This is a genomic window from Sphingobacterium paramultivorum (assembly GCF_014109745.1).
GTDB classification, from domain to species: domain Bacteria; phylum Bacteroidota; class Bacteroidia; order Sphingobacteriales; family Sphingobacteriaceae; genus Sphingobacterium; species Sphingobacterium paramultivorum.
In genome coordinates this window covers 4,242,685-4,266,549 of record NZ_CP058555.1, presented here as the reverse complement: position 1 = coordinate 4,266,549, position 23,865 = coordinate 4,242,685, and the positions used below count along the sequence as shown (strand labels likewise).

The following is a 23,865-nucleotide window of genomic DNA, read 5'->3' as shown; positions in this document are numbered from 1 at the left end:
CGCTACATCATTAGTTTAATCAATTTGATTAATAAATCTCCGCCGCTTGTATTGAAAATCTTGTTGGCAATAGTTTCGAGTTGATCCGTCAGATTTTGGATGTCCTTTACCGTTTTATGGAACTCCTTGCCTTCTGCTGTCTGGTCCTTTTCGGTATTTCGGCTTATATCCTTTAGAATATCCATAACGGGGTCAAGCTCTTTCTGCTTACGCATCACCGCAATTTTCATCGCCCATTTTAAGACCTCTTTCTCTGCAACGAAATATTCCTTTCGATCACCAGCAATATGTTTTTTGTAGACAATACCATAATCGATCAATTGCCGGATACTCATATTGGCATTCCCGCGCGAGATCACCAACTTTTCCATAATCTCATCTGTAGACATGGGATTGCTTGCGGAAAGGAGTAGGGCATGAACCTGAGCAACAGATTTGTTGATCCCCCATTCAGAACCTAATGCGCCCCAGGTGTCTATGAACTGTTGTTTTGCTTCTTGTAATTCCATCGTGTTTTTATTTTTTGCCAATACCTCAATTTGTTTTTATCGGACTATTGAACCGATCGGCTTTCCCATCCTTTTTTGTGATTGCCTATATCAAAGGTATTTAAAGTTTTTGTATTTTCAATAATTTCTGAAAATAAAATAAGTTTAAAGATGCAAGTCACCATATCGTAATAAGAATTTGCTTTTCTTGCGGGCTTTTCGATTTGTTTTAACTTTGCCAGCATTATGGCGACAACTTTGTATAATCCATTCAAACAATTTCAGTTTGATTCAGATATTTGTTTTTTAACAGGGAATAAGCTTCAGTCGGAAGAAGAATCCATTCAGGTGTTTCCTGTATGGATGATGAAATCTTTTCAATTGGAAGATAAACCTTTTAAAATGCTGGATGAGAATCTGGTTACTTACAAATCGTTGAAACTACCCTGTTCCATGGCTGCATCCGAAGCTATTGAGCAAATGGAGCGTGCGGTAGAACAGTCGTTTGAACAAGGCTATGAAGCCGTCAAACAGTTGGATCCATTACTATTGTTTCAATGGATGACAAAAATTATCTATGGGGTGGTTTTTAATGAAATTCTTGCGGGAATTCAGCAGCAAAAAGCTTCTGGTGAAGATATGAACTTTTCTCAGGCACTCGCGCAGCGTTTTACGAATCTACATGCGATGTTACAGTCTCTGGTTGTACCGATGGAGTTTGAAAATACATTCCCATTTTCATTGGTTGTTGTACCTGTTGAGAATGCACCTGATACATTTATGTATCGTGATGAAATCAATACCTTGATCTTCTCGATCCGTATGAAGGACTTTGCTGTAGTTGCCTGTCTTCAAGATAATGCTACAAACAATATTTATCACGAAGATATTCTCAAAGTCATTGCGGGCAAAACATTACACCCGATCCAGTTTGAAGAATTGTGTGCACGCTATTTTTATTCAGCCTACTTATTTAACCGTCTGCCAGATTATACCTATCTAAACACCCCGCAAAAAGTCTATGTTGAACCTATGCCATTAGCAGATATGTCGATGAAACCTATCTTTGATCATTGGCAAAATAAGACTTATGGCCAAGTTTTGGAAAATTTTTGGAAACCTTGGGGATTGACTTTATTCGAGATTATTAAAAATCCGGAGCATCCGATCAGTTTTCTTGTTGATGAAACAGGGGCGTTTGTTGCAGAGGTTGCTATGCCGCTCAATTAGTCCGGAGTATTTAAAGCAATAAATTATCTTATACAAGCGTTAAATGGTACGATTATGGATAGGATAGGTTATGTATTTAACGGGATTTAAGACTTTTTTTTCAATTCTACTTTTTATGGTATTGTGTACTTCCGCAAGTGCACAAGTGATTGCTAAACGGGATATTCCTGCAGATAGTATTGCGCAGAACGTTGATGATTTTCCCTATTTCAAGGGCGGGGTGGTGGCCTGGTCCAGATTTTTGCAAAATAACCTGGATTTGTCGGGAACAATCAGGGCAATGGACAGTGTGGCCTATGCAAAATACGGATCTCGACAGACGGCAATTCTGAAATTTATTGTTTGTGAAGATGGGGCGATCTGTAATATTGAAATCGAGAATCCCGATAAAGTGAGTCCCGAGTTTGCAAAGGCTGTGTTGTCTGCCATGCGCAGATCGCCGCAATGGATGCCGGGACAGGTCAAGGGAAAACCAGTTAAAACAAGATTTAGGCAACCTGTAGTTGCTGTGATCGAATAAATTTGAAAAGCAAAAGAATAGCTTAAATTTTCACCTTTTATAAGATAATATGTCATTTTGGGATAAAGTCAAAAAAATTATGAGCGGCGAAGAGGAAGAATCTCCGTCCGAAAAAAAAGATACAGAAATTACTGCTGGAGGGTCTACGGTCTACCGTTATGAAGATCAATCTGATGATAAGGATCCAAAAAACTTATTCCCCGAGGTACAATGTGTCTATCTGGATGAAATCGAGGAGCATTTGACCAAATATATTGCCGAACCCGATATGGTGTTCCATGAGATTATCTCCGAACTTGTTCATATCGATGTACATTGGATTAAACCAAGTGCAAACTATCCATACCATATATTGGTTACGTCGGGCATGAGTGATTTGGCCATGCATGTTCCAGATGAAGTGGAAAACAAAGAGGCTTATGAGCGGGCGGAGCTAATGGTCGTGTTGCCTGCAGATTGGAAGATCGGAGAAGAGGAATTTCAGGATGATAACAATTATTGGCCGGTCTATTTTTTGAAAAGATTAGCACGGTTTCCCCATGAATATAAAACCTGGTTGGGATATGGGCATACCATTCCCAATGGGATGGAAGCCGAGGATATTGCAAATACTGGTTTCGGTTGTATGTTGCTGCTTCCACCTATGCTAAGTTTTGATGAGGAATTTTTGGAGTTAAAAACCAAAGATGGTAATCTGATCAATTTTTATGCAATGATCCCTGTATATAAAGAAGAGATGGATTACAAACTTGAAGAGGGTACAGATGCACTCTTAGACCTGTTTGATGAGTATGGAATTTCAGAACTGGTCGATATTGACCGTCCCAATGTATGTAGAGATAGATAGTTTATAAAAAAAATAAGCAATGCTATAGGCTACATTGAAGCTTTTTAGCATTGCTTATTTTTTAGGAAATACTCTTTTCTATAATTGCTATCGTTTTATCAATATCCTCATAACTCACATTAAGGTGCGGTCTAAAACGGATACTTTTCTCTCCACAGCCTAACATAATCAGTTTATTTGCATAGGCATTTTTGATAAATTCATTGCGTGCAGCTTCCGATGCGAAATCCAATGCAACGAATAAACCCTCGCCTCGTAAATTGGACAGCTGCGGTTTTTTCGCTAACAGTTCCTGGAGCTTATCTTGTAGATAGCGCCCTTTTTCTGCTGCATTTTGAACCAGATTTTCTTGTTCTATGACTTCAAGAATTAATTTAAAGCGGAGCATATCCATAAAATCGCCACCAAATGTTGAATTGATACGACTGGATTCTTTAAAGACATGATGTTCCACCTGATCAAATTTTTCCTTACTCGCCAGTATACCACATACCTGTGCTTTTTTGCCGAAGGCAATGATATCGGGAATTACGTTGTAATGTTGGTAAGCCCACATTTTCCCCGTAATACCCAATCCAGTCTGTACTTCGTCAAAAATCAATAGGATCTGATTTTCATCACAGATTTGACGAAGCTGTACGAAAAATTCCTTTCGAAAATGGTTGTCGCCACCTTCACCCTGTATCGGTTCAATAATGATACAGGCAATATCGTTGGGGTTGGCGGCAAGGGCTTGGTGTATTTCAGAGACAGCCTTTTCCTCCAAAGCAATCGTCTGATCGATATGTTCGCTTGTTAAGGGGTAGCTCAACTTCGGATTGGTAATGCGTGGCCAGTTGAACTTTGGAAAATAAAGGTATTTTCTGGGGTCTTGTGTATTTGTTAATGATAGGGTATAACCGGATCTACCATGAAAAGCCTGTTTAAAGTGAATGACCTGGCTGGCTTCCTTTTGTATTCCCTGTGCAAAATTAAGCCTTGTTTTCCAGTCAAAGGCAGCTTTTAAAGCATTTTCCACGGCGAGTGTTCCGCCCGAGATGAAAAAGGCATAGGAGAGTTCTTTCGGTATGGCTACGCGGTCAAAAGTGTCGACAAAATCAGCAAACTCTTTTGGGTAAATATCCGACATGGCTGGTTTATTGACGGCCATTTTGCCTAAGAAGTCACGTTGTTTGACCAAATGTGGATGATTGTAACCCACGGCCATGGAAGCAAACATACTGAACATATCGAGGTATTCATCTCCATTTTCATCCACGACATAAGAACCATGGGATTTTTCCATATCCATAACCAAAGGAAATCCATCAGCCAATATATGTTTGCTTAATCTTTCATGTACGTTGCTCATAATTTTGTGTCTAAATGGTTTATAAATCAAATTTGATACCTTGTGCCAACGGTAGGTCAGTCGTATAATTGATGGTATTTGTTTGACGGCGCATATAGGCTTTCCAGGCATCCGACCCAGATTCCCGACCTCCGCCAGTCTCCTTTTCGCCTCCAAAAGCACCTCCGATTTCGGCTCCTGATGTGCCGATATTGACGTTGGCGATACCACAATCAGAGCCAGCAGCACTCAGAAATAGCTCGGCTTCCCGTAGGTTGTTCGTCATGACGGCAGAAGACAATCCCTGTGCGACGCTGTTTTGTAGGTCTATGGCCGCACCGATATCTCCCTTGTATTTGATTAAGTAAAGAATAGGGGCAAAGGTCTCATGCTGTACGATTTCATAATGATTTTCGACTTCGGCAATGACAGGCTGCACATAACAGCCACTTTCGTACCCCTTGCCTTCAAGTACCTTTCCTTTGATCAGCATTTTTCCCCCTTGTGTTTTAATTTTGTCCAGTGCGTTTAAGTATGATTTTACGGCGGCTTTGTCGATCAATGGTCCTACATGATTTTTCGTGTCCAAAGGGTCACCAATTTTTAACTGACCATAAGCTTTGGTCAGTTGTTTTTTGACATTGTCATAAATGTGCTCATGGATAATAAGTCTTCGGGTACTTGTACAGCGTTGTCCGGCTGTACCCACGGCACCAAATACAGCGCCGATGATGGTCATTTTTAAGTCTGCGTCTGGAGTAACGATGATCGCATTGTTTCCACCGAGTTCCAAAAGTGTTTTACCGAGGCGTTGTGCTACGGTGACGGCGACTTCTTTTCCCATGCGCGTGGATCCTGTTGCAGAAATCAAAGCGATGCGGTTGTCTGCCGAAAGCCACTCGCCAACTTCTCTGTCGCCCATAATGAGGTTGGATATTCCCTCGGGCAGCCCGTTGTTGTGTAGGATTTCTGCAAGTAATTTTTGGCAAGCTATGGCACATAGCGGTGTTTTTTCGCTGGGTTTCCAGACGACAGTGTTGCCGCAGACCAGGGCGAGAGCGGTGTTCCATGCCCATACCGCCACCGGAAAATTAAACGCTGTAATAATACCTACGACGCCCAAAGGGTGATATTGGTCGTACATGCGGTGCCCGGGGCGTTCCGAGTGGATGGTGTTACCATACAGTTGGCGGGATAGGCCTAACGCAAAGTCGCAGATATCGATCATCTCTTGCACTTCCCCCATGCCTTCTTGGTAAGATTTACCCATTTCATAGGAAACTAATTTTCCGAGAATGGGTTTAAGCTCCCGGAGCTTGTCTCCCAGTTGGCGAACGATGTCGCCTCTTTTTGGGGCAGGTAGTAGGCGCCATTGTAAAAATGCATCTCCGGCCTGCTTAATGACCGCTTCATAGTCCTTACGATTGCTGCCTTTTATTTTTGCGATGAGTTTTCCATCGACAGGTGAAAAGGATTCGAATTCTTTACCTTCGGAAAACCATTGCTGTCCAGTTGATGATCCTAAATTCTGGGAAGATATTCCAAGTGTTTTAAGCGCTACTTTTATCATAATGGTTTATTTTATTCGTGGAATAGTTTAAATATATGAAATAAATTTTTTGTTGACAAGTTTGTTCTGAATATTGTTCAGTGAGAAATAATCATTATCTTAGATAAGCTAATGTAGACTATATCATGATCAAACAGATTAATATCGATTATTACCAAGTGGACGATTTATTGTCCGAAGAACATAAACTGATACGGCAGTCTGTCCGTGATTTTGTGAAAACAGAGATCAAGCCTTTCATTGAAGATGCGGCACAGGAACATCGCGCTATTGGGGGGTTGATGCCTAAATTGGGGGCAATTGGAGCTTTGGGGCCTTATATTCCTGCTGAATATGGCGGGGCGGGATTGGATCAGATTTCTTATGGCTTGATTATGCAGGAACTGGAAGCCGGTGACTCGGCAATTCGTTCTGCAGCATCGGTGCAGTCCTCTTTGGTGATGTTTCCCATTTATACGTATGGCAGCGAGGAGCAGCGTCGTAAATATTTACCGGGGTTGGCATCCGGCGAGTTGGTCGGGTCTTTTGGGCTTACTGAGCCTAATCATGGATCTGATCCGGGTGGAATGGAAACGAAATTGACGGCAAAAGGAGATGGTTTTTTATTAAATGGGGCAAAGATGTGGATTACAAATTCGCCTGTCTGTGATATTGCCGTCGTTTGGGCACGAGATGAGTCCGCAAAAGTGCGGGGAGTAATTGTTGAGCGTGGAATGGCTGGTTTTGAAACTCCGGAGACTTTGCATAAATGGTCGTTACGCGCATCTAAAACAGGTGAATTGGTTTTTCATGATGTTTATATCCCTGCGGAAAATGTGCTTCCTGCTGTAAATTCAATGCGTGGACCGCTTTCCTGTTTGAATTCAGCCCGCTATGGAATTTCATGGGGGGTGATTGGAGCAGCAATAGACTGTTATGAAACTGCTGTTCATTATGCGTTAGAGCGACATCAGTTTGATAAACCAATTGCTGGTTTTCAATTGCAGCAAAAGAAGCTAGCGGAATTTCTGACAGAAATTACCAAGGCGCAGTTGTTGTCGTGGCGTTTAGGGCTGCTCAAGAATGAGGGGCGTGCTACTCCACAGCAAATCTCCATGGCAAAGCGGAACAATGTGAATATGGCGCTGCAGATAGCGCGTGAATCTAGGCAAATCCTTGGCGGAATGGGGATTGTTGGTGACTTTCCAATAATGCGGCATATGATGAACCTAGAGTCTGTAGTTACCTATGAAGGGACGCATGATATTCATTTATTAATCACAGGACAAGATATTACGGGGCTGAACGCTTTTTCTTAATCATTTTCTTTGATCCAACCCACCCTCCACGGGGATTAACTATACGATGCTTTAGTGAATTTTTATCCAATAAAGCATCGTATAGTTTGTGCAGGCTTTGCTATTGCCAAAATAAATCTTCGGTCCGTATAGACTTATTTATTCTTAATCTCATACCGTCGCGCTATAATGAGCAGTCTCCAAAACGGATAACAGGCTAACGTTTTCATAAAAAATGCCTATATCATGGCGATTCTGGTTGGATGCTGGGACACTTATAGGGCTATTTATGTAGTGTTCTATTTATTCGCTTTTATTTAGTTCTTCTTTAAGCTAGATTTTAATTGGTATTTAGTTAGCTTTTGGTTAGGGTTAGTTTAGGTATAACCTAAGCTATACCTAAACTAACCCTAACTAAACCCTAAGTAAACCCTAAGTAAAAGCTATACCAAAATGAGAATTGATCAAGGTTTACTTTAGACTGGTTCCGCCATCCTCTATTCCGCTGCGGTTGCGGTTCGCTGTCACGTCCTATCTCTATTATGTATATCGATGGTATTAAACGCTGCGGAGCTCTGTTGTTACGTTGCTTATGTTCAAATTGTATACTGATTTGTAATTAACAGCACTATAGCACCGCTTTAACAGGGGGTTAATAGGGGTTGTACCCCTGCTACCCCCCTGTTAACCCCCTGTAATATCCCTGTAATATCCCTTTTAATTAGGAACAAAAGTTGAACGAAATTGGTAATAGATCCGATGCGAAGCCTGCCTCCATACTATATATGATGACCTGGGGTTCTCCGAAGGCCCAATCTGGCTGCCGGATCAGCCATCCTGGCCCTCCGATCACCTGTTTTACAAAAAGAATCTCGCACCGTTACAGGCAGTTAGGGACAAAACGAAATAAATAAGAACAAAAGGCTTGGAAGTGATTGTTAAAACTCCCTATCTTTGCACCACTCCGCAAGGGAGGAACGGTTACCCCGAAAGAGGGAACGATGAAAAAAGAAGGGTTTAAGAGAAGCCTGACAGGATTTAAGATCCCGCTCAGTTTATTTTAAACGCGGAAATCGAAAAAAAGAAAAAGAAAAAAAACTTGAAAAAGTTTTTGGAAGTTCAAAAAAGATTTCTACCTTTGCAGTCCCAACGGAAACGAAGGGAAAAACAAAACGATAAAGAGGGGCGCAATGCCTATCGGAATATAGCGGATACGGAAGTTGAAGCGCGAAAAGTTCTTTAAGAAAACACAATCATGTAAGCGTGACGAGTAGACAAACGAAAGTCATGAACAAATTCAAGAATTAGTTCAATTCGATCCAAGATCAGAGATATAAAAAAAAGAATTCTGATTATGTAAATAGTTGGAATCAAAAACTTCATTTTACAATGGAGAGTTTGATCCTGGCTCAGGATGAACGCTAGCGGCAGGCCTAATACATGCAAGTCGGACGGGATCCGTCGGAGAGCTTGCTCGAAGACGGTGAGAGTGGCGCACGGGTGCGTAACGCGTGAGCAACCTACCTCTATCAGGGGGATAGCCTCTCGAAAGAGAGATTAACACCGCATAACATATCTGACCGGCATCGGTTAGCTATTAAATATTTATAGGATAGAGATGGGCTCGCGTGACATTAGCTAGTTGGTAGGGTAACGGCTTACCAAGGCGACGATGTCTAGGGGCTCTGAGAGGAGAATCCCCCACACTGGTACTGAGACACGGACCAGACTCCTACGGGAGGCAGCAGTAAGGAATATTGGTCAATGGGCGGAAGCCTGAACCAGCCATGCCGCGTGCAGGATGACTGCCCTATGGGTTGTAAACTGCTTTTGTCCAGGAATAAACCTTTCTACGTGTAGGAAGCTGAATGTACTGGAAGAATAAGGATCGGCTAACTCCGTGCCAGCAGCCGCGGTAATACGGAGGATCCGAGCGTTATCCGGATTTATTGGGTTTAAAGGGTGCGTAGGCGGCCTATTAAGTCAGGGGTGAAATACGGTGGCTCAACCATCGCAGTGCCTTTGATACTGATGGGCTTGAATCCATTTGAAGTGGGCGGAATAAGACAAGTAGCGGTGAAATGCATAGATATGTCTTAGAACTCCGATTGCGAAGGCAGCTCACTAAGCTGGTATTGACGCTGATGCACGAAAGCGTGGGGATCGAACAGGATTAGATACCCTGGTAGTCCACGCCCTAAACGATGATAACTCGATGTTGGCGATAGACAGCCAGCGTCCAAGCGAAAGCGTTAAGTTATCCACCTGGGGAGTACGCCCGCAAGGGTGAAACTCAAAGGAATTGACGGGGGCCCGCACAAGCGGAGGAGCATGTGGTTTAATTCGATGATACGCGAGGAACCTTACCCGGGCTTGAAAGTTAGTGAAGAATGCAGAGACGCATTCGTCCTTCGGGACACGAAACTAGGTGCTGCATGGCTGTCGTCAGCTCGTGCCGTGAGGTGTTGGGTTAAGTCCCGCAACGAGCGCAACCCCTATGTTTAGTTGCCAGCATGTAATGGTGGGGACTCTAAACAGACTGCCTGTGCAAACAGTGAGGAAGGTGGGGACGACGTCAAGTCATCATGGCCCTTACGTCCGGGGCTACACACGTGCTACAATGGATGGTACAGCGGGCAGCTACATAGCAATATGATGCTAATCTCTAAAAGCCATTCACAGTTCGGATTGGGGTCTGCAACTCGACCCCATGAAGTTGGATTCGCTAGTAATCGCGTATCAGCAATGACGCGGTGAATACGTTCCCGGGCCTTGTACACACCGCCCGTCAAGCCATGAAAGTTGGGGGTACCTAAAGCATGTTACCGCGAGGAGCGTGTTAGGGTAAAACCGATAATTGGGGCTAAGTCGTAACAAGGTAGCCGTACCGGAAGGTGCGGCTGGAATACCTCCTTTCTAGAGTATCGCGGATCGGTACTCGTCACGTTACATATGATTGCAAAAAGAGAAAACATCAGAAGAAAGTGCCCGCCCCGAAAGGAGCAGGACCGAGAGAAAGAGATGAACAAGATAAGCTAGTCCCGTAGCTCAGTTGGTTAGAGCACTACACTGATAATGTAGGGGTCAGCAGTTCAAATCTGCTCGGGACTACGAAAAAAAGAGGGGAATTAGCTCAGCTGGCTAGAGCACCTGCCTTGCACGCAGGGGGTCAACGGTTCGAATCCGTTATTCTCCACATCTCCGGGAGGAGCATCGACAGATGCTCCTAAAATAAACCGGAAAAAGAGTTCTTTGACATATTGAAAGAGAAAAAAAATTACAAGAGAAGACAACAGTATAGAGACAATACGTGTATGTGTTTGAAGTAAGGGAGAGACCCTCGGTCAAGGCCGAACGATCCCGAACCTAGCATACGTGTATATATATCAAAAGCAGCCGCATAGTAGCAAAAGGCTATGCCGGTGAAGAAAGTAAATAAGGGCACACGGGGGATGCCTAGGCTCTCAGAGGCGAAGAAGGACGTGATAAGCTGCGATAAGCTTTGGGGATTGGCAAATGCGACTTGATCCAGAGATTTCCGAATGGGGCAACCTGACTATTTGAAGAATAGTCGTATAAAACGCGAACGCGCTGAACTGAAACATCTAAGTAGGCGTAGGAGAAGAAAATAACAATGATTTCCCAAGTAGTGGCGAGCGAACGGGAAAGAGCCCAAACCGATCATGTTACGGCATGGTCGGGGTTGTAGGACCACGAGATTGTACAGCGCTATGAACTGGAAGCAGGTGGGAAACTGCGCGACAAGGGTGAGAGCCCCGTACAGGTAAAGAATGTTGACATAGTGGTATCCTGAGTACCGCGGGACCGGAGAAATCCTGTGGGAATCCACCAGCACCATCTGGTAAGGCTAAATACTCCTGAGAGACCGATAGTGAACCAGTACCGTGAGGGAAAGGTGAAAAGAACCCCGAACAGGGGAGTGAAAAGAACCTGAAACCGTGTGCTTACAAGCGGTTGGAGCAGACAAGTTCTGTGACAGCGTGCCTTTTGCATAATGAGCCTACGAGTTACTCTTGTCTGGCAAGGTTAAGTCCTTCAGGGACGCAGCCGAAGCGAAAGCGAGTCTTAATAGGGCGCATAGTCAGATGAGGTAGACGCGAAACCTTGTGATCTACCCTTGGGCAGGTTGAAGTTGCAGTAACATGTAATGGAGGACCGAACCGATAAACGTTGAAAAGTTTCCGGATGACCTGAGGGTAGGGGTGAAAGGCCAATCAAACTGGGAAATAGCTCGTACTCCCCGAAATGTTTTTAGGAACAGCGTCGGCGTAGAGTTTGATAGAGGTAGAGCTACCGATTGGGTGCGGGGGAGTCAAATCCTACCAAATCCAGACGAACTCCGAATGCTATCAAATATAGCCGGCAGTGAGGCTTTGGGTGCTAAGGTCCAAGGCCGAGAGGGAAAGAACCCAGACCATCAGCTAAGGTCCCCAAATTCGTTCTAAGTTGAACTAACGAGGTCCGGTTGCCCAGACAGCTAGGATGTTGGCTTGGAAGCAGCCATTCATTTAAAGAGTGCGTAACAGCTCACTAGTCGAGCGGCCGGGCGTGGATAATAAACGGGCATCAAGAACGGTACCGAAGCTATGGATTTGCACTTAGGTGCATCTGGTAGGGGAGCATTCCATCGCCGGAGAAGCAGTTTGGCAATGAACTGTGGAGGTTATGGAAAAGCAAATGTAGGCATAAGTAACGATAAGGCGGGTGAGAAACCCGCCCACCGAAAGACCAAGGTTTCCTGATCAACGTTAATCGGATCAGGGTCAGTCGGGACCTAAGGCGCACCCGAAGGGGGCAAGCCGATGGACAACTGGTTAATATTCCAGTACTCTTCATAACTGCGATGTGGTGACGGAGTAGTGACACTGCCGCGAACTGACGGAATAGTTCGTTGAAAGGCGTAGGTATAGGGACGGTAGGCAAATCCGCCGACCCTGCTGAAACCCAATAGTACAGCAAAGCTCCGGTGGCGCTGATAGAGCAGGTAAACAGACTTCCAAGAAAACCCGCTAAGCTTCAGGTTATGAAGACCCGTACCGCAAACCGACACAGGTGGTCGAGGAGAGAATCCTAAGGTGCTCGAGTGAGTCATGGCTAAGGAACTCGGCAAAATGGCCCTGTAACTTCGGGAGAAGGGGCGCTGTCTCAGCGATGAGCAGCCGCAGTGAAAAGGCCCAGGCGACTGTTTAACAAAAACATATGGCTTTGCAAAATCGCAAGATGAAGTATAAGGCCTGACACCTGCCCGGTGCTGGAAGGTTAAGAGGGGATGTCATCGCAAGAGAAGCATTGAATCGAAGCCCCAGTAAACGGCGGCCGTAACTATAACGGTCCTAAGGTAGCGAAATTCCTTGTCGGGTAAGTTCCGACCTGCACGAATGGTGTAACGATCTGGGCGCTGTCTCAGCCATGAGCTCGGTGAAATTGTGGTATCGGTGAAGACGCCGATTACCCGCAACGGGACGGAAAGACCCCATGCACCTTCACTATAGCTTAACATTGAGATTGGGTACAGGATGTGTAGGATAGGCGGGAGATGTTGAAGTGGCTTCGCCAGGAGTCATGGAATCAACCTTGAAATACCGCCCTTTCTGTATTCGGTTTCTAACTCGGTCATGCCGAGGACATTGTTTGGTGGGTAGTTTGACTGGGGTGGTCGCCTCCAAAAAGGTAACGGAGGCTTTCAAAGGTAAGCTCAGTACGCTTGGTAACCGTACGTGGAGTGCAATGGCATAAGCTTGCTTGACTGTGAGACCGACAAGTCGAACAGGGTCGAAAGACGGACATAGTGATCCGGTGGTTCTGTATGGAAGGGCCATCGCTCAAAGGATAAAAGGTACGCTGGGGATAACAGGCTGATCTCCCCCAAGAGCTCATATCGACGGGGAGGTTTGGCACCTCGATGTCGGCTCGTCACATCCTGGGGCTGGAGAAGGTCCCAAGGGTTGGGCTGTTCGCCCATTAAAGTGGCACGCGAGCTGGGTTCAGAACGTCGCGAGACAGTTCGGTCCCTATCTGTTGTGGGCGTTGGAAGTTTGAGTGGATCTGACCTTAGTACGAGAGGACCGGGTTGGACAGACCTCTGGTGAACCTGTTATGCCGCCAGGTGTACGGCAGGGTAGCTACGTCTGGAATAGATAAGCGCTGAAAGCATCTAAGTGCGAAACTAGCCACGAGATGAGACTTCCTTATAGGGTCGTAGAAGATGACTACGTTGATAGGCCATAGGTGTAAAGGTTGAGAGACCAAAGCCAAGTGGTACTAATAGCCCGAAGCTTTCTCAAGCAGACAGACACTGTTGTCTTCCTCTTTAATTTTTGAAACAAACAGAAACGAACCTCTTTCAATAGATATGTCAGTTGGCATGAATAAGATGATATGAATATCATAGATCAGCCAATAAAGATTTTTAGGTGCCTATATCGGCGGTGTCTACCTCTTCCCATTCCGAACAGAGCAGTCAAGCCCGCCAGAGCCGATGGTATTGCCGTAACAGGTGGGAGAGTAGGTCGGTGCCTTTTTTTACACGGAAGCCCTTGCTGGAAACAGTCAAGGGCTTCTTTCGTTTAAATACTTCCGTATTTCCATGTACAGGCTATTGCCTGTCCTCCGCATATTGGTTATCGCAGCACATGGCCGTCGATGAGCCTGATCCATCGGTAGCTGTTCCGCAACTCTCACTGTGCTCAGTGGTATTGCTCAGTGGTATGGAGCATCCTTGTAGCCGAGGGGAATTGTAATCCAGTGGACAGCACTCATACAGCCTTCACTGACCGTGTCAAACCTTATTGCTTTTCACCAGTGTCCTATAGCCGTATATCGGTAAGTACAGCAAGGACTACTCGTAATTATTGGGGAATATCCTGTCCTGCTACTATCCTTATCAAGCTATATTGTTTTTCATCTGTATCGTATTGCTGTATATCAATGGCCTTGCAGTAGCTACTTGTAATAAGCAGTTGTATATGCTATCCGACTGTTGGGAAGTATACAGGTAGTGGTTACAGATATAGCTCTCATAATTACATGCTATACAGCTATTCTACTCTATTATTAAGCTTTATTGGCAAATGTCATTAGCCACATAAGTTGATCTTCTTATTTACACATCCTGATCAGGAACGTAATATAACATTATACCTGCAGCTATACCTCTGTGTAGTTACAATTGTATAACGATAGCAAATGCAGCTCGATATTCCCTGCTAGGGTAACCGGTTATGATGGGCTTATCCTATCAGGGATTTCATTATTGAAAACTTTGTGGCTGATGAATATCGATTGAAAAACAACGAAGATAAAAAATTAAGCAATCGTTTGTGTAGATTAAGCAAACGATTGCTTTCAAGTTTCATTTTTTATTTAGAAAAAAGTGTTATATTATTGTTATAGAGATTAAGTTCTTACATAAGAACCAAATATAAATCCAATCCAAAAGGATTTTTCTATTGACTGTTTAGTTTGTTTTAAAATAGGTGATTTTTTAGAGGGACCAATTGGTCCCTTTAAATTTATATGAACTTTAAATTATGGATTCTAGAAGAGATTTTCTAAAAAAGGCCGGAATATTGTCATCACTGGCTGTTTCACTCCCTACTTTGGTCAATGCCAATACGGCAGCAGAGTCGTTTAATATGTGTGGCTATGCAGCTCCAAAAATTGATAAAGTCAGAGTAGCGGTGATTGGACTGGGCATGCGCGGTCCTGGTGCTGTTGAACGGTTATCCTTTATTGAGGGATGCGAAATTGTCGCACTTTGCGACAAACATCCGGATCGGGTTGAGCGCGCAACAAAAATCGTTACATCGAAAGGTCTAACAGCTCCGAAAGCGTATTCAGGTGAAGATGGCTGGAAATCCTTGTTGAAAGAAGAGAAACTCGATCTCGTCTATATTTGTACGCCTTGGGATTATCATACTCCGATGAGTATTGCCGCGATGAAAGCGGGTAATCACGTGGCTTGTGAAGTGCCGATTGCTTTGACGATCAAAGATTGTTGGGAGGTCGTGAAGACATCTGAAGCGACTAAAAAGCATTGTATGATGCTGGAAAATTGCTGTTATGATTTCTTCGAAATGCTGACATTGAATATGGTGCGCCAAGGCTTGTTTGGCGAACTCGTCCATGCCGAGGGTGCTTATATTCACGATTTGCTTGATCTTAATTTTGCAAAGAATGGCTATGATAACATGTGGCGCCTGAGAGAAAATATAAAATTAAATGGAAATCTATATCCTACTCATGGACTTGGGCCTGTGGCACAATGCTTAAATATCAATAGAGGGGATAAGATGGATCATCTTGTGGCAATGTCTTCCAATGATTTTATGATGGGAGAAAAAGCAAAAGAGCTAGCGGCCAAGGATTCTTTTTTTCAGGAATTTGTCGGAAAGAAATACCGCGGTAATATGAATACAACGCTTATCCGCACCGCAAAAGGAAAAACGATTATGCTGCAGCATGATGTCACTTCTCCTAGACCTTACTCTAGATTACATACACTAAGTGGAACCAAAGGGTTTGCACAAAAGTATCCTACGGAGAATATTGCTTTTGGCCATGAATTCATTACAGAACAGAAATTAAAAGAACTGTACGATAAATACACACCAGAATTGGTAAAATATATTGGTGAGCAGGCAAAACAGGTTGGTGGACACGGTGGGATGGATTTTATGATGGACTGGCGTCTGATTGACTGTTTGCGCAACGGATTACCTTTGGACCAGGATGTCTATGATGCTGCTTCATGGAGCTGTATCGTGCCATTGAGTTTCGAATCTGTAGAAAAGAACTGTAAAACAGTTGATGTACCGGATTTCACAAAGGGTGCATGGAAAAATAATACGCCGGTAGAAATCACGTTAAAAGGCGGTGGAAATACGCCTATTCGTTCTAGATCAGCGAAAAAAGAAAATATACAATTGGGCGTATAGCCCTCTTATATAAATGACTTATTGAAGGGGAACTTTTTATTGTTCCCCTTTTATGTTTATCTTTAATTATGTTATTCAATCTGACTCTAATTACCTGTTTATCGTTATTTTCCACCAAGGATACACTTTCCTGTTGTGTTGGGGAAAATATACCTACGCGCGCAGGTATGATAAAATCCCAAATTGCTCAGTTAAAAAGTAAGACTACGGACAAGATGATATTAGTCGAAGGGGGCAAATTTTTGATGGGAAGTTCGAACTTTGAAGATAGTAAGCCTTTACATCAGGTGCAACTGAATTCATTTTATATGGACGAACATGAGGTCACAAATGCACAGTTTGCGCAGTTTGTAAAGGAGACAGGTTATATAACTGTTGCTGAGCGGGAGCTGGATCCGAAAGACTTTCCTGGAGTGGATCCCAAGATGTTAGTTCCGGGATCGGCTGTATTTTCCAAACCTAAAGAACTCAATTCATTAAATAATTATCTGATGTGGTGGGAGTATGTCCCTGGTGCAAATTGGCAACATCCCGAGGGACCGAATAGCTCGATAAAGGATAAAATGAATTATCCTGTTGTTCAGGTTGCCTATGAAGATGCTGCAGCTTATGCGAAATGGGCAGGCAAACGATTACCTACAGAAGCGGAATGGGAATATGCGGCTAGAGGACGTAAAGATGCAAACGACGACTTGTATTATTGGGGTAAGGAATTGAAGCCTAATGGTAAATGGACCGCAAATATTTACCAGGGAAAGTTTCCTGTACAAGATTCGAAAGAAGATGGATTTGAAGGGACAGCACCTGTAAAATCATTTCAGGCAAATGCGTTGGGACTGTACGATATGGAAGGGAATGTGTGGGAATGGTGTGCTGATTTTTATAGACCCGATTATTATCAGCATAGTACAACTGCTAACCCCAAAGGACCACAAGATTCTTATGATCCGCAGGAACCAAATCTTGAAAAACGCGTTCAGCGGGGAGGGTCATTTCTTTGCAATGATCAATATTGCGAAAGGTATAAAGCCGGAAGCAGAGGAAAAGGGGAGGTCAACAGTCCTACAAATAATGTAGGGTTCCGCTGTGTAAAAGATATAAAATAGAAAAGGCTTGCATTTGCAAGCCTTTTCTATTCTATTTTATTGATATGTCTTATTGTGCATTCAAAAACATTGATTTTTGATTGTACAATTCTCTGAAATAAGGATCTTGAAGATCTTTGATAAAGCGAATTGCTTCACCAGTTGATTTCATCTCAGGGCCTAATTGCTTGTCTACTTCAGGGAATTTACTGAAAGAGAATACAGGTTCTTTAATCGCGTATCCTTTTAGTTTACGTTCGATCGTAAAGTCTTTCAATTTATTAACACCCAACATGACTTTAGTTGCAATATTGATGTAAGGAACATCATAAGCTTTAGCGATGAAAGGGACCGTACGTGATGCACGTGGGTTGGCCTCGATAACATACACATTTTCACCTTTTACGGCAAACTGAATGTTTAATAGACCTCTTACGTTCAATGCTTTTGCTAGTTTAATGGAATATTCTTCCATTTTATCCTGAACTGCTTGTGATAGGCCAAATGGAGGCAATACAGCTGAAGAGTCCCCTGAGTGGATACCAGCAGGTTCAATATGTTCCATCATACCAATGATGTGTACATCTTCACCATCACAGATTGAATCTGATTCAGCTTCTTCTGCACGATCCAGGAAGTGGTCGATCAGGATATGGTTTCCAGGAAGGTTTTTCAACAAGTTGACGACAGCTTTTTCTAAATCTTCATCGTTGATGACAATGCTCATGCCTTGTCCACCCAACACGTAAGAAGGACGAACCAATACTGGATATCCAACTTCGTTTGCAACTTGTAATGCTTCTTCTGCTGAAGTTGCTACACCGTATCTTGGATATGGAATTTCCAATTCTTTCAATAGATCGGAGAAACGGCCACGATCTTCTGCCAAGTCCATATTCTCAAATGAAGTACCGATGATTTTTACGCCAAGTTGCTCTAGACGCTCAGCCATTTTAAGAGCCGTTTGTCCACCCAACTGAACGATAACACCTTCTGGTTTTTCTAATTCGATGATCTCACGTACATGCTCCCAGAATACGGGCTCGAAGTATAATTTGTCAGCCATATTGAAGTCTGTCGATACAGTCTCTGGGTTACAGTTAACCATAATCGCTTCGTAACCACATTCTTTAGCCGCCAATAAACCGTGTACACAGGAGTAATCGAACTCGATACCTTGACCGATACGGTTAGGACCTGAGCCTAAAACGATGATTTTCTTTTTATCTGAAGAGATCGATTCGTTTTCTTCTTCGAATGTCGAATAGTAGTATGGTGTTTGTGCAGGGAATTCTGCAGCACAAGTATCTACCATTTTGTAAACACGGTTGATACCTAACTCCTTACGACGATCGTAAACTTGATCCTCTGTTACATTTCCTAATAACCATGCGATTTGTACATCTGAATAACCTTTTTGTTTTAAGGTCATGAAGAAATCGCGTGGAATATTATTCAATTGATAACGACGTAATTCTTGCTCAAGGTGTACCAACTCTTGGATCTGTACTAAGAACCATTTGTCGATACGTGTTGCCTTACGGATAGATTCCAAAGGAACGCCTAATTCGAAAGCATCTTTGATATGGAATAAACGGTCACCACTTGGATGTTCCAAACTGTCCATGATTTCGTCAAGGTTTCTCCATTGACGACCGTCAGCACCTAAACCAGCGCGGCCAGTCTCCAATGATTGACAAGCTTTCTGTAAAGCTTCGATAAATGTACGGCCGATTGCCATTACTTCACCTACCGCTTTCATCTGTAGACCTAATTCCTTGTTTGCTCCTTTGAATTTATCGAAGTTGAAACGAGGGATCTTAACGATCACATAGTCTAATGTTGGTTCAAAATATGCGGATGTTGTCTTTGTGATCTGATTTTGCAATTCATCCAAGTTGTAACCAATCGCCAATTTAGCTGCAATCTTCGCAATCGGATAACCCGTTGCTTTCGATGCTAAAGCCGAAGAGCGTGATACACGTGGATTGATTTCGATGGCAATGATCTCTTCGTTTTCTGGGTTTACAGAGAACTGAACGTTACATCCACCTGCAAATGTACCAATAGAACGCATCATCAGAATAGCCTGATTACGCATATCTTGATAACATTTGTCTGACAATGTCATGCCTGGTGCAACAGTGATTGAGTCTCCAGTGTGGATACCCATTGGATCGAAGTTTTCAATGGTACAGATGATGATAACATTGTCGTTGGTATCACGAAGTAATTCCAACTCAAATTCTTTCCAGCCTAATACCGCTTGTTCTACCAAAACTTCGTGTGTTGGTGAAGCGTGTAAACCTCTATTTAAGGCCGCATCAAAATCTTCTTTTCTGTGAACAAATCCACCTCCTGTACCTGCAAGAGTATAAGATGGACGTATAACAAGCGGATAGCCAATTTCTTGTGCCGCTTCTTTACCTTCAAGGAATGAGTTTGCAATTTTGGATGTTGCAACGCCCACACCGATATCAACCATTAATTGACGGAATTCTTCACGGTTTTCAGTTTTTTCAATGGCAGCAACATCAACACCGATAACTTTTACATTGTATTTTTCCCAAAGACCTAGGTTAGAAGCTTCGATACATAAGTTCAAAGCAGTCTGGCCACCCATGGTAGGAAGTACAGCGTCAATGTTGTGTTTTTGCAAAATTTCTTCAATACTTTCGCATGTTAATGGAAGTAAGTAGACATTGTCTGCAACAACTTTGTCCGTCATGATTGTTGCAGGGTTTGAGTTGATGATGGATACTTCAATACCTTCTTCTTTCAATGAAAGGGATGCTTGAGATCCAGAATAATCAAATTCACAAGCTTGACCGATAACGATGGGACCTGATCCGATGATTAAAACCGACTTAATGGAAGTGTTTCTTGGCATTATATCTAGTTCAAAAAATTAAATTTCCTATTGTAAATCTGAGCAAAGACAATCAAAAGTAGCTCATGGGGAAGGGTCATTCCGACTGCTTTGTCGGAGTGCAAAGTTACATTTTAAATTTTGAAAATTAACTATTTATTTTAAGAATATTTCAGAAAAAATGTAGTTTTTTAGAAAAGTGGTCCTGAAAAAACAAAAACGAGTTGGAAAACATAAGCGATATGTTTTCCAACTCGTAGGCAATAATGGGGTTGATTTGTTTAATAAATGATGATTTCGTCCGTAAACAAGTAGCCTTTTTTTGGATTGCTGGCTTTGATTTTTATATAACGAGCCTGTTGGGCTTTGTCAAGTTTGAGTTCAAACCTTTTGAAAGTCAACTTGGATTCTTTATCGGATATGTCATTTTTGATTGTTCCTACGGATCTGAAGGTACGGCCATTATCCGAAAGTAGGACTTCCATTTCTCCTGGCATATAAACGCCCGGGCCAATCATCTGCATAAAATTCATGGCTACCAGGTGTATTTCTTCTCTTCGTTCCATATCGACAACAACATCAATCGGACTGGTGAATCCTTGCCATTGACCATCGTGATAGGAAAGACCGCCCATGATTCCGTTAGTTAAGGTAGAATCTTTTTGTGCTGGATATCCAGACCATGCTGTGTTGTACGTTACTTTTTTTCCGATAGCACGATGAATGTCAATATCAAAGGATAGGGTTGGACCTATTTTGATAGAATCTTGAAAATAAGCGGCATTGATATGACCTGTTGAGCTGAGTTCAAATGGTCCAGTATATGGCGTAGACAAGATCGTAGGCTCACTGCTATCAATAGTATATCGGATCTGATCCGTTTTTAGTTGCTCCGTTGTCAGCGTAATTTTATTATTGTTTTTAGCGGCATTGTATGTTGCTGTATAAGCGACATTAAAGGAAGGACGATAATAATTGACGTTTAGATCTTGTAAAAGCTTATAATGTGATTGCAGTCTTCGCTGAAAGTCAGTCCAGCTTTTTCCATCTTTATTCGTCCAATTGACCTCCGCCAAAGCCAATGCCCGTGGGAAAACCATATATTCGAGGTGCTCGGTGGTAGGTACATATTCTGTCCATATATTCGCCTGTGCTCCGAGGATATGCTTCGCCTTATCTCCTTGTATGGCAGCTGGAATAGGATCATACGAATAAACCTTATCAAGTGTAAGGTAACCTCCGATGGCCTCAGGCTGTGTCCGAGGGTCTGTCTGATAAGAATCAAAATAAAGGTGTGAACCGGGAGTCATGATGACATCATGGCCTGCATTTGCGGCCTTTATGCCGCCATCTTCACCGCGCCAGCTCATGACGGTAGCTCCTTCGGTGAGCCCCCCTTGGAGGATTTCGTCCCAACCGATCAGCTTTCTACCCTTGGATTGCAGGTATAGATCCATTTGTTTGATAGCATAGCTCTGCAATTCGTCGACAGATTTTAATCCTTCTTTTTGCATGAGCGCCTGATCTTTTGGGCAGGTTTCCCAATGCTTTTTCTCAGCTTCATCACCGCCGATATGAATGTACTGGGAAGGGAATATCGTGAGGACTTCATCCAAAACATTTTTTAAAAATTCAAAGGTTTTTTCATTGCCGATACAGAATTCTCCCTGACCATAGGGCTTTCCGGAACAGGAGAGTTCTGGATATACGGCCAATACTTCTTCCGAATGCCCGGGCATTTCTATCTCAGGAATAACATTGATTCCTTTGCGGGCTGCATAGTCGACCAATTCGCGGGCTTCTTCCTGCGTATAGAATCCACCGCTGGCATTTGGCTTCCCTTTTTCTACATACTGACGACCATTGTTCCACCAATCTTTCCAGCCCGTATGTGTACGCCAGGCCGCCTTTTGTGTTAACTCGGGGTATTTCTTAATCTCCAGCCGCCATCCCGCTCCATCAGTTAAATGCCAATGAAAGTTGTTGAATTTATAGATGGCCATGATGTCGATATACTTTTTTACAAAAGATAGCGGCATAAAATGGCGCGATACATCCAGGTGTAAGCCACGGTAGGCAAATCGTGGCTCATCGACTATAGTCGCATAGGCTATTTTACTTGGATCAGCTTGTAGATAGCCCAATTGAACCAGTGTGTAAATCCCATTGATAACCTGGGGTACATTCCAGGCCCTGAGCAGCAGGCCTTTTTCATCGATTTGGATGGAATAGGCGTTCTTGCTAAGGTTATCTGCATCAACTGCTTTAATAATGCGAAAGCCTTCTTTTGGACCTTTTTTATTTTTCTTGAGTACTTCGACAGCTAGGCTTTTGATAGCTGGGTGTTCAGTAAGCAGTTGTGTCGCCTCCTGAAATTCATCTGAAACAATAACCTGAAGATGTGTAGAGATAGCGTATGTTCCCGTAGCCAATGTGATTTTCGAAGGTTTGGGTATAATGTCAAAGTTGGTTTGGGCATGTGCAGTAAAGATGGTTGCACCCCCAAGTAACAACATGGATAAAGATCGGCTCAGTCGCATAGTTTTGTTATTAGATTAATGATAATCAACACAAATATCCTAATTTTTGTTTCATAATTCTATTATTGGTGGCAATCGGTCATTTTTTATGATATAAAACCAACAAATTGACGGTTAGAAATTACATTTTTAATCCTTAACTTTGTTGTATGATTGAACTTCCAGTTATTCCGGCAACTCCTGCACAACGCAAGCCTGATTGGTTGCGTGTCAAATTGCCTGTTGGTAAAGAGTATAGACATGTCAGAAGTCTTGTAGACGAGCATAAATTACATACAATTTGTGAGAGTGGAAATTGCCCGAATATGGGCGAATGTTGGGGGGCTGGAACGGCAACCTTCATGATTTTGGGAAATATCTGTACGCGTTCTTGTTCATTTTGTGCGGTAGCAACCGGTCGTCCTTTGGCGGTTGATTTGGATGAACCCAATCGTGTCGCCAATTCTGTCAAGTTAATGCAGGTGAAACACTGTGTGATCACTTCGGTAGATCGTGATGACCTAAAAGATGGTGGCTCGATAATATGGGCGGAGACAATCAATGCAATCCGTAGAGAAAGCCCAGAAACAACCCTGGAAACACTTTTGCCAGATTTTAAAGGACAATGGGATAATTTGGACCGCGTGATCGCAGTACGTCCCGAAGTTGTTTCGCACAACCTCGAAACTGTCCGTCGTTTGACAAGAGAAGTTCGCGTTCAGGCTAAATACGATCGTTCACTCGAGTGCCTAAGTCGCATTTCTGAAGCTGGACTCCGTACAAAATCTGGTATTATGCTTGGCTTAGGTGAAACTGAGGAAGATGTTATCGAGGCAATGCAAGATTTATATAACGTCGGGGTGCATATTTTGACATTAGGTCAATATTTACAGCCTACGAAAGCTCACCATCCTGTAATCGAATGGATTACACCTGCACAATTTGAGAAATATCAGAAAATTGGTTTAGAAATGGGATTCAAGTATGTGGAGTCTGGACCGTTGGTTCGTTCTTCTTATCATGCTGAGAAACATTTATTCGATATGCAATAGAAAACAGTTCTAAAGTTTTTTAACAAAGAATACTTTTCGCAAGATATAAAAAGAAGCCTGAGTGATTTTTTTGCTCAGGCTTCTTTTTTTTATAGCCCAACGCAATTGTTTCTTTCCGATG

13 protein-coding genes, 2 tRNA genes and 3 rRNA genes are annotated in these 23,865 nt (G+C 43.0%); 13 read left to right on the top strand and 5 right to left on the bottom strand.

Features of this window, described 5'->3' with window-relative positions; genetic code table 11:
- Positions 1 to 2: 2 nt before the first annotated feature.
- Positions 3 to 509, bottom strand: coding sequence for a GbsR/MarR family transcriptional regulator (locus HS960_RS17835; protein WP_112373885.1), 507 nt, complete (start codon positions 507 to 509; stop codon positions 3 to 5).
- 225 nt (positions 510 to 734) lie between these two features.
- On the opposite strand from HS960_RS17835, the gene HS960_RS17830 reads away from it, so the two are divergent.
- The 3 genes from HS960_RS17830 to HS960_RS17820 all read left to right on the top strand — a co-directional run bounded on the left by HS960_RS17830 (position 735) and on the right by HS960_RS17820 (position 3,085).
- On the top strand, positions 735 to 1,718 hold the full coding sequence (locus tag HS960_RS17830; protein ID WP_153848133.1) for a hypothetical protein: 984 nt from the start codon (positions 735 to 737) through the stop codon (positions 1,716 to 1,718).
- Positions 1,719 to 1,833: 115 nt separating this feature from the next.
- Entirely contained in the window at positions 1,834 to 2,238 is a 405-nt protein-coding gene (locus tag HS960_RS17825; protein ID WP_159731349.1) for an energy transducer TonB, read from the top strand.
- A 79-nt stretch (positions 2,239 to 2,317) separates the two neighbouring features.
- On the top strand, positions 2,318 to 3,085 hold the full coding sequence (locus HS960_RS17820; protein ID WP_202883701.1) for a suppressor of fused domain protein: 768 nt from the start codon (positions 2,318 to 2,320) through the stop codon (positions 3,083 to 3,085).
- Between the two features lie 61 nt (positions 3,086 to 3,146).
- Here HS960_RS17820 and lat read toward each other — a convergent pair whose 3' ends face one another.
- On the bottom strand, positions 3,147 to 4,436 hold the full coding sequence (gene lat / locus HS960_RS17815; protein WP_153848130.1) for an L-lysine 6-transaminase: 1,290 nt from the start codon (positions 4,434 to 4,436) through the stop codon (positions 3,147 to 3,149).
- Positions 4,437 to 4,455: 19 nt separating this feature from the next.
- Positions 4,456 to 5,985, bottom strand: a complete 1,530-nt coding sequence (gene amaB / locus HS960_RS17810; RefSeq protein ID WP_153848129.1) for an L-piperidine-6-carboxylate dehydrogenase — start codon at positions 5,983 to 5,985, stop codon at positions 4,456 to 4,458.
- A 125-nt stretch (positions 5,986 to 6,110) separates the two neighbouring features.
- On the opposite strand from amaB, the gene HS960_RS17805 reads away from it, so the two are divergent.
- The 9 genes from HS960_RS17805 to HS960_RS17765 all read left to right on the top strand — a co-directional run bounded on the left by HS960_RS17805 (position 6,111) and on the right by HS960_RS17765 (position 17,325).
- Entirely contained in the window at positions 6,111 to 7,283 is a 1,173-nt protein-coding gene (locus tag HS960_RS17805) for an acyl-CoA dehydrogenase family protein (protein WP_153848128.1), read from the top strand.
- A 1,078-nt stretch (positions 7,284 to 8,361) separates the two neighbouring features.
- Complete coding sequence (locus tag HS960_RS17800) at positions 8,362 to 8,505, top strand: hypothetical protein (protein ID WP_153848835.1); 144 nt, start codon at positions 8,362 to 8,364, stop codon at positions 8,503 to 8,505.
- Between the two features lie 143 nt (positions 8,506 to 8,648).
- Positions 8,649 to 10,178, top strand: a 16S ribosomal RNA gene (locus HS960_RS17795).
- 121 nt (positions 10,179 to 10,299) lie between these two features.
- Positions 10,300 to 10,373 (top strand) — tRNA-Ile (locus HS960_RS17790).
- Between the two features lie 11 nt (positions 10,374 to 10,384).
- Positions 10,385 to 10,458: transfer RNA gene (locus tag HS960_RS17785), tRNA-Ala, on the top strand.
- A gap of 229 nt (positions 10,459 to 10,687) precedes the next feature.
- A 23S ribosomal RNA gene (locus HS960_RS17780) occupies positions 10,688 to 13,567 on the top strand.
- Positions 13,568 to 13,692: 125 nt separating this feature from the next.
- Positions 13,693 to 13,804: ribosomal RNA gene (gene rrf / locus HS960_RS17775) — 5S ribosomal RNA — on the top strand.
- Together the 16S, 23S and 5S rRNA genes with 2 tRNA genes alongside form the textbook arrangement of a ribosomal RNA operon.
- A gap of 1,008 nt (positions 13,805 to 14,812) precedes the next feature.
- The gene (locus HS960_RS17770) at positions 14,813 to 16,219 is read left to right on the top strand and encodes a Gfo/Idh/MocA family protein (RefSeq protein ID WP_220801655.1); all 1,407 of its coding nucleotides are present in this window, start codon (positions 14,813 to 14,815) and stop codon (positions 16,217 to 16,219) included.
- Positions 16,220 to 16,386: 167 nt separating this feature from the next.
- Entirely contained in the window at positions 16,387 to 17,325 is a 939-nt protein-coding gene (locus HS960_RS17765) for a formylglycine-generating enzyme family protein (protein ID WP_228280073.1), read from the top strand.
- Positions 17,326 to 17,374: 49 nt separating this feature from the next.
- Here the strand turns inward: HS960_RS17765 and carB are convergent, their stop codons facing one another.
- Positions 17,375 to 20,194 (bottom strand): carbamoyl-phosphate synthase large subunit, encoded by a 2,820-nt coding sequence (carB, locus tag HS960_RS17760; protein WP_153847519.1) that lies wholly within the window; start codon positions 20,192 to 20,194, stop codon positions 17,375 to 17,377.
- 260 nt (positions 20,195 to 20,454) lie between these two features.
- Positions 20,455 to 22,689 (bottom strand): beta-N-acetylhexosaminidase, encoded by a 2,235-nt coding sequence (locus HS960_RS17755; protein WP_228280071.1) that lies wholly within the window; start codon positions 22,687 to 22,689, stop codon positions 20,455 to 20,457.
- A gap of 173 nt (positions 22,690 to 22,862) precedes the next feature.
- Between HS960_RS17755 and lipA the strand changes: the two genes are divergently transcribed.
- Positions 22,863 to 23,744 carry a lipoyl synthase gene (gene lipA, locus HS960_RS17750; RefSeq protein ID WP_182330277.1) on the top strand — a complete coding sequence of 294 codons (882 nt, stop codon included), beginning with the start codon at positions 22,863 to 22,865 and terminating at the stop codon, positions 23,742 to 23,744.
- Positions 23,745 to 23,865 lie beyond the last annotated feature (121 nt).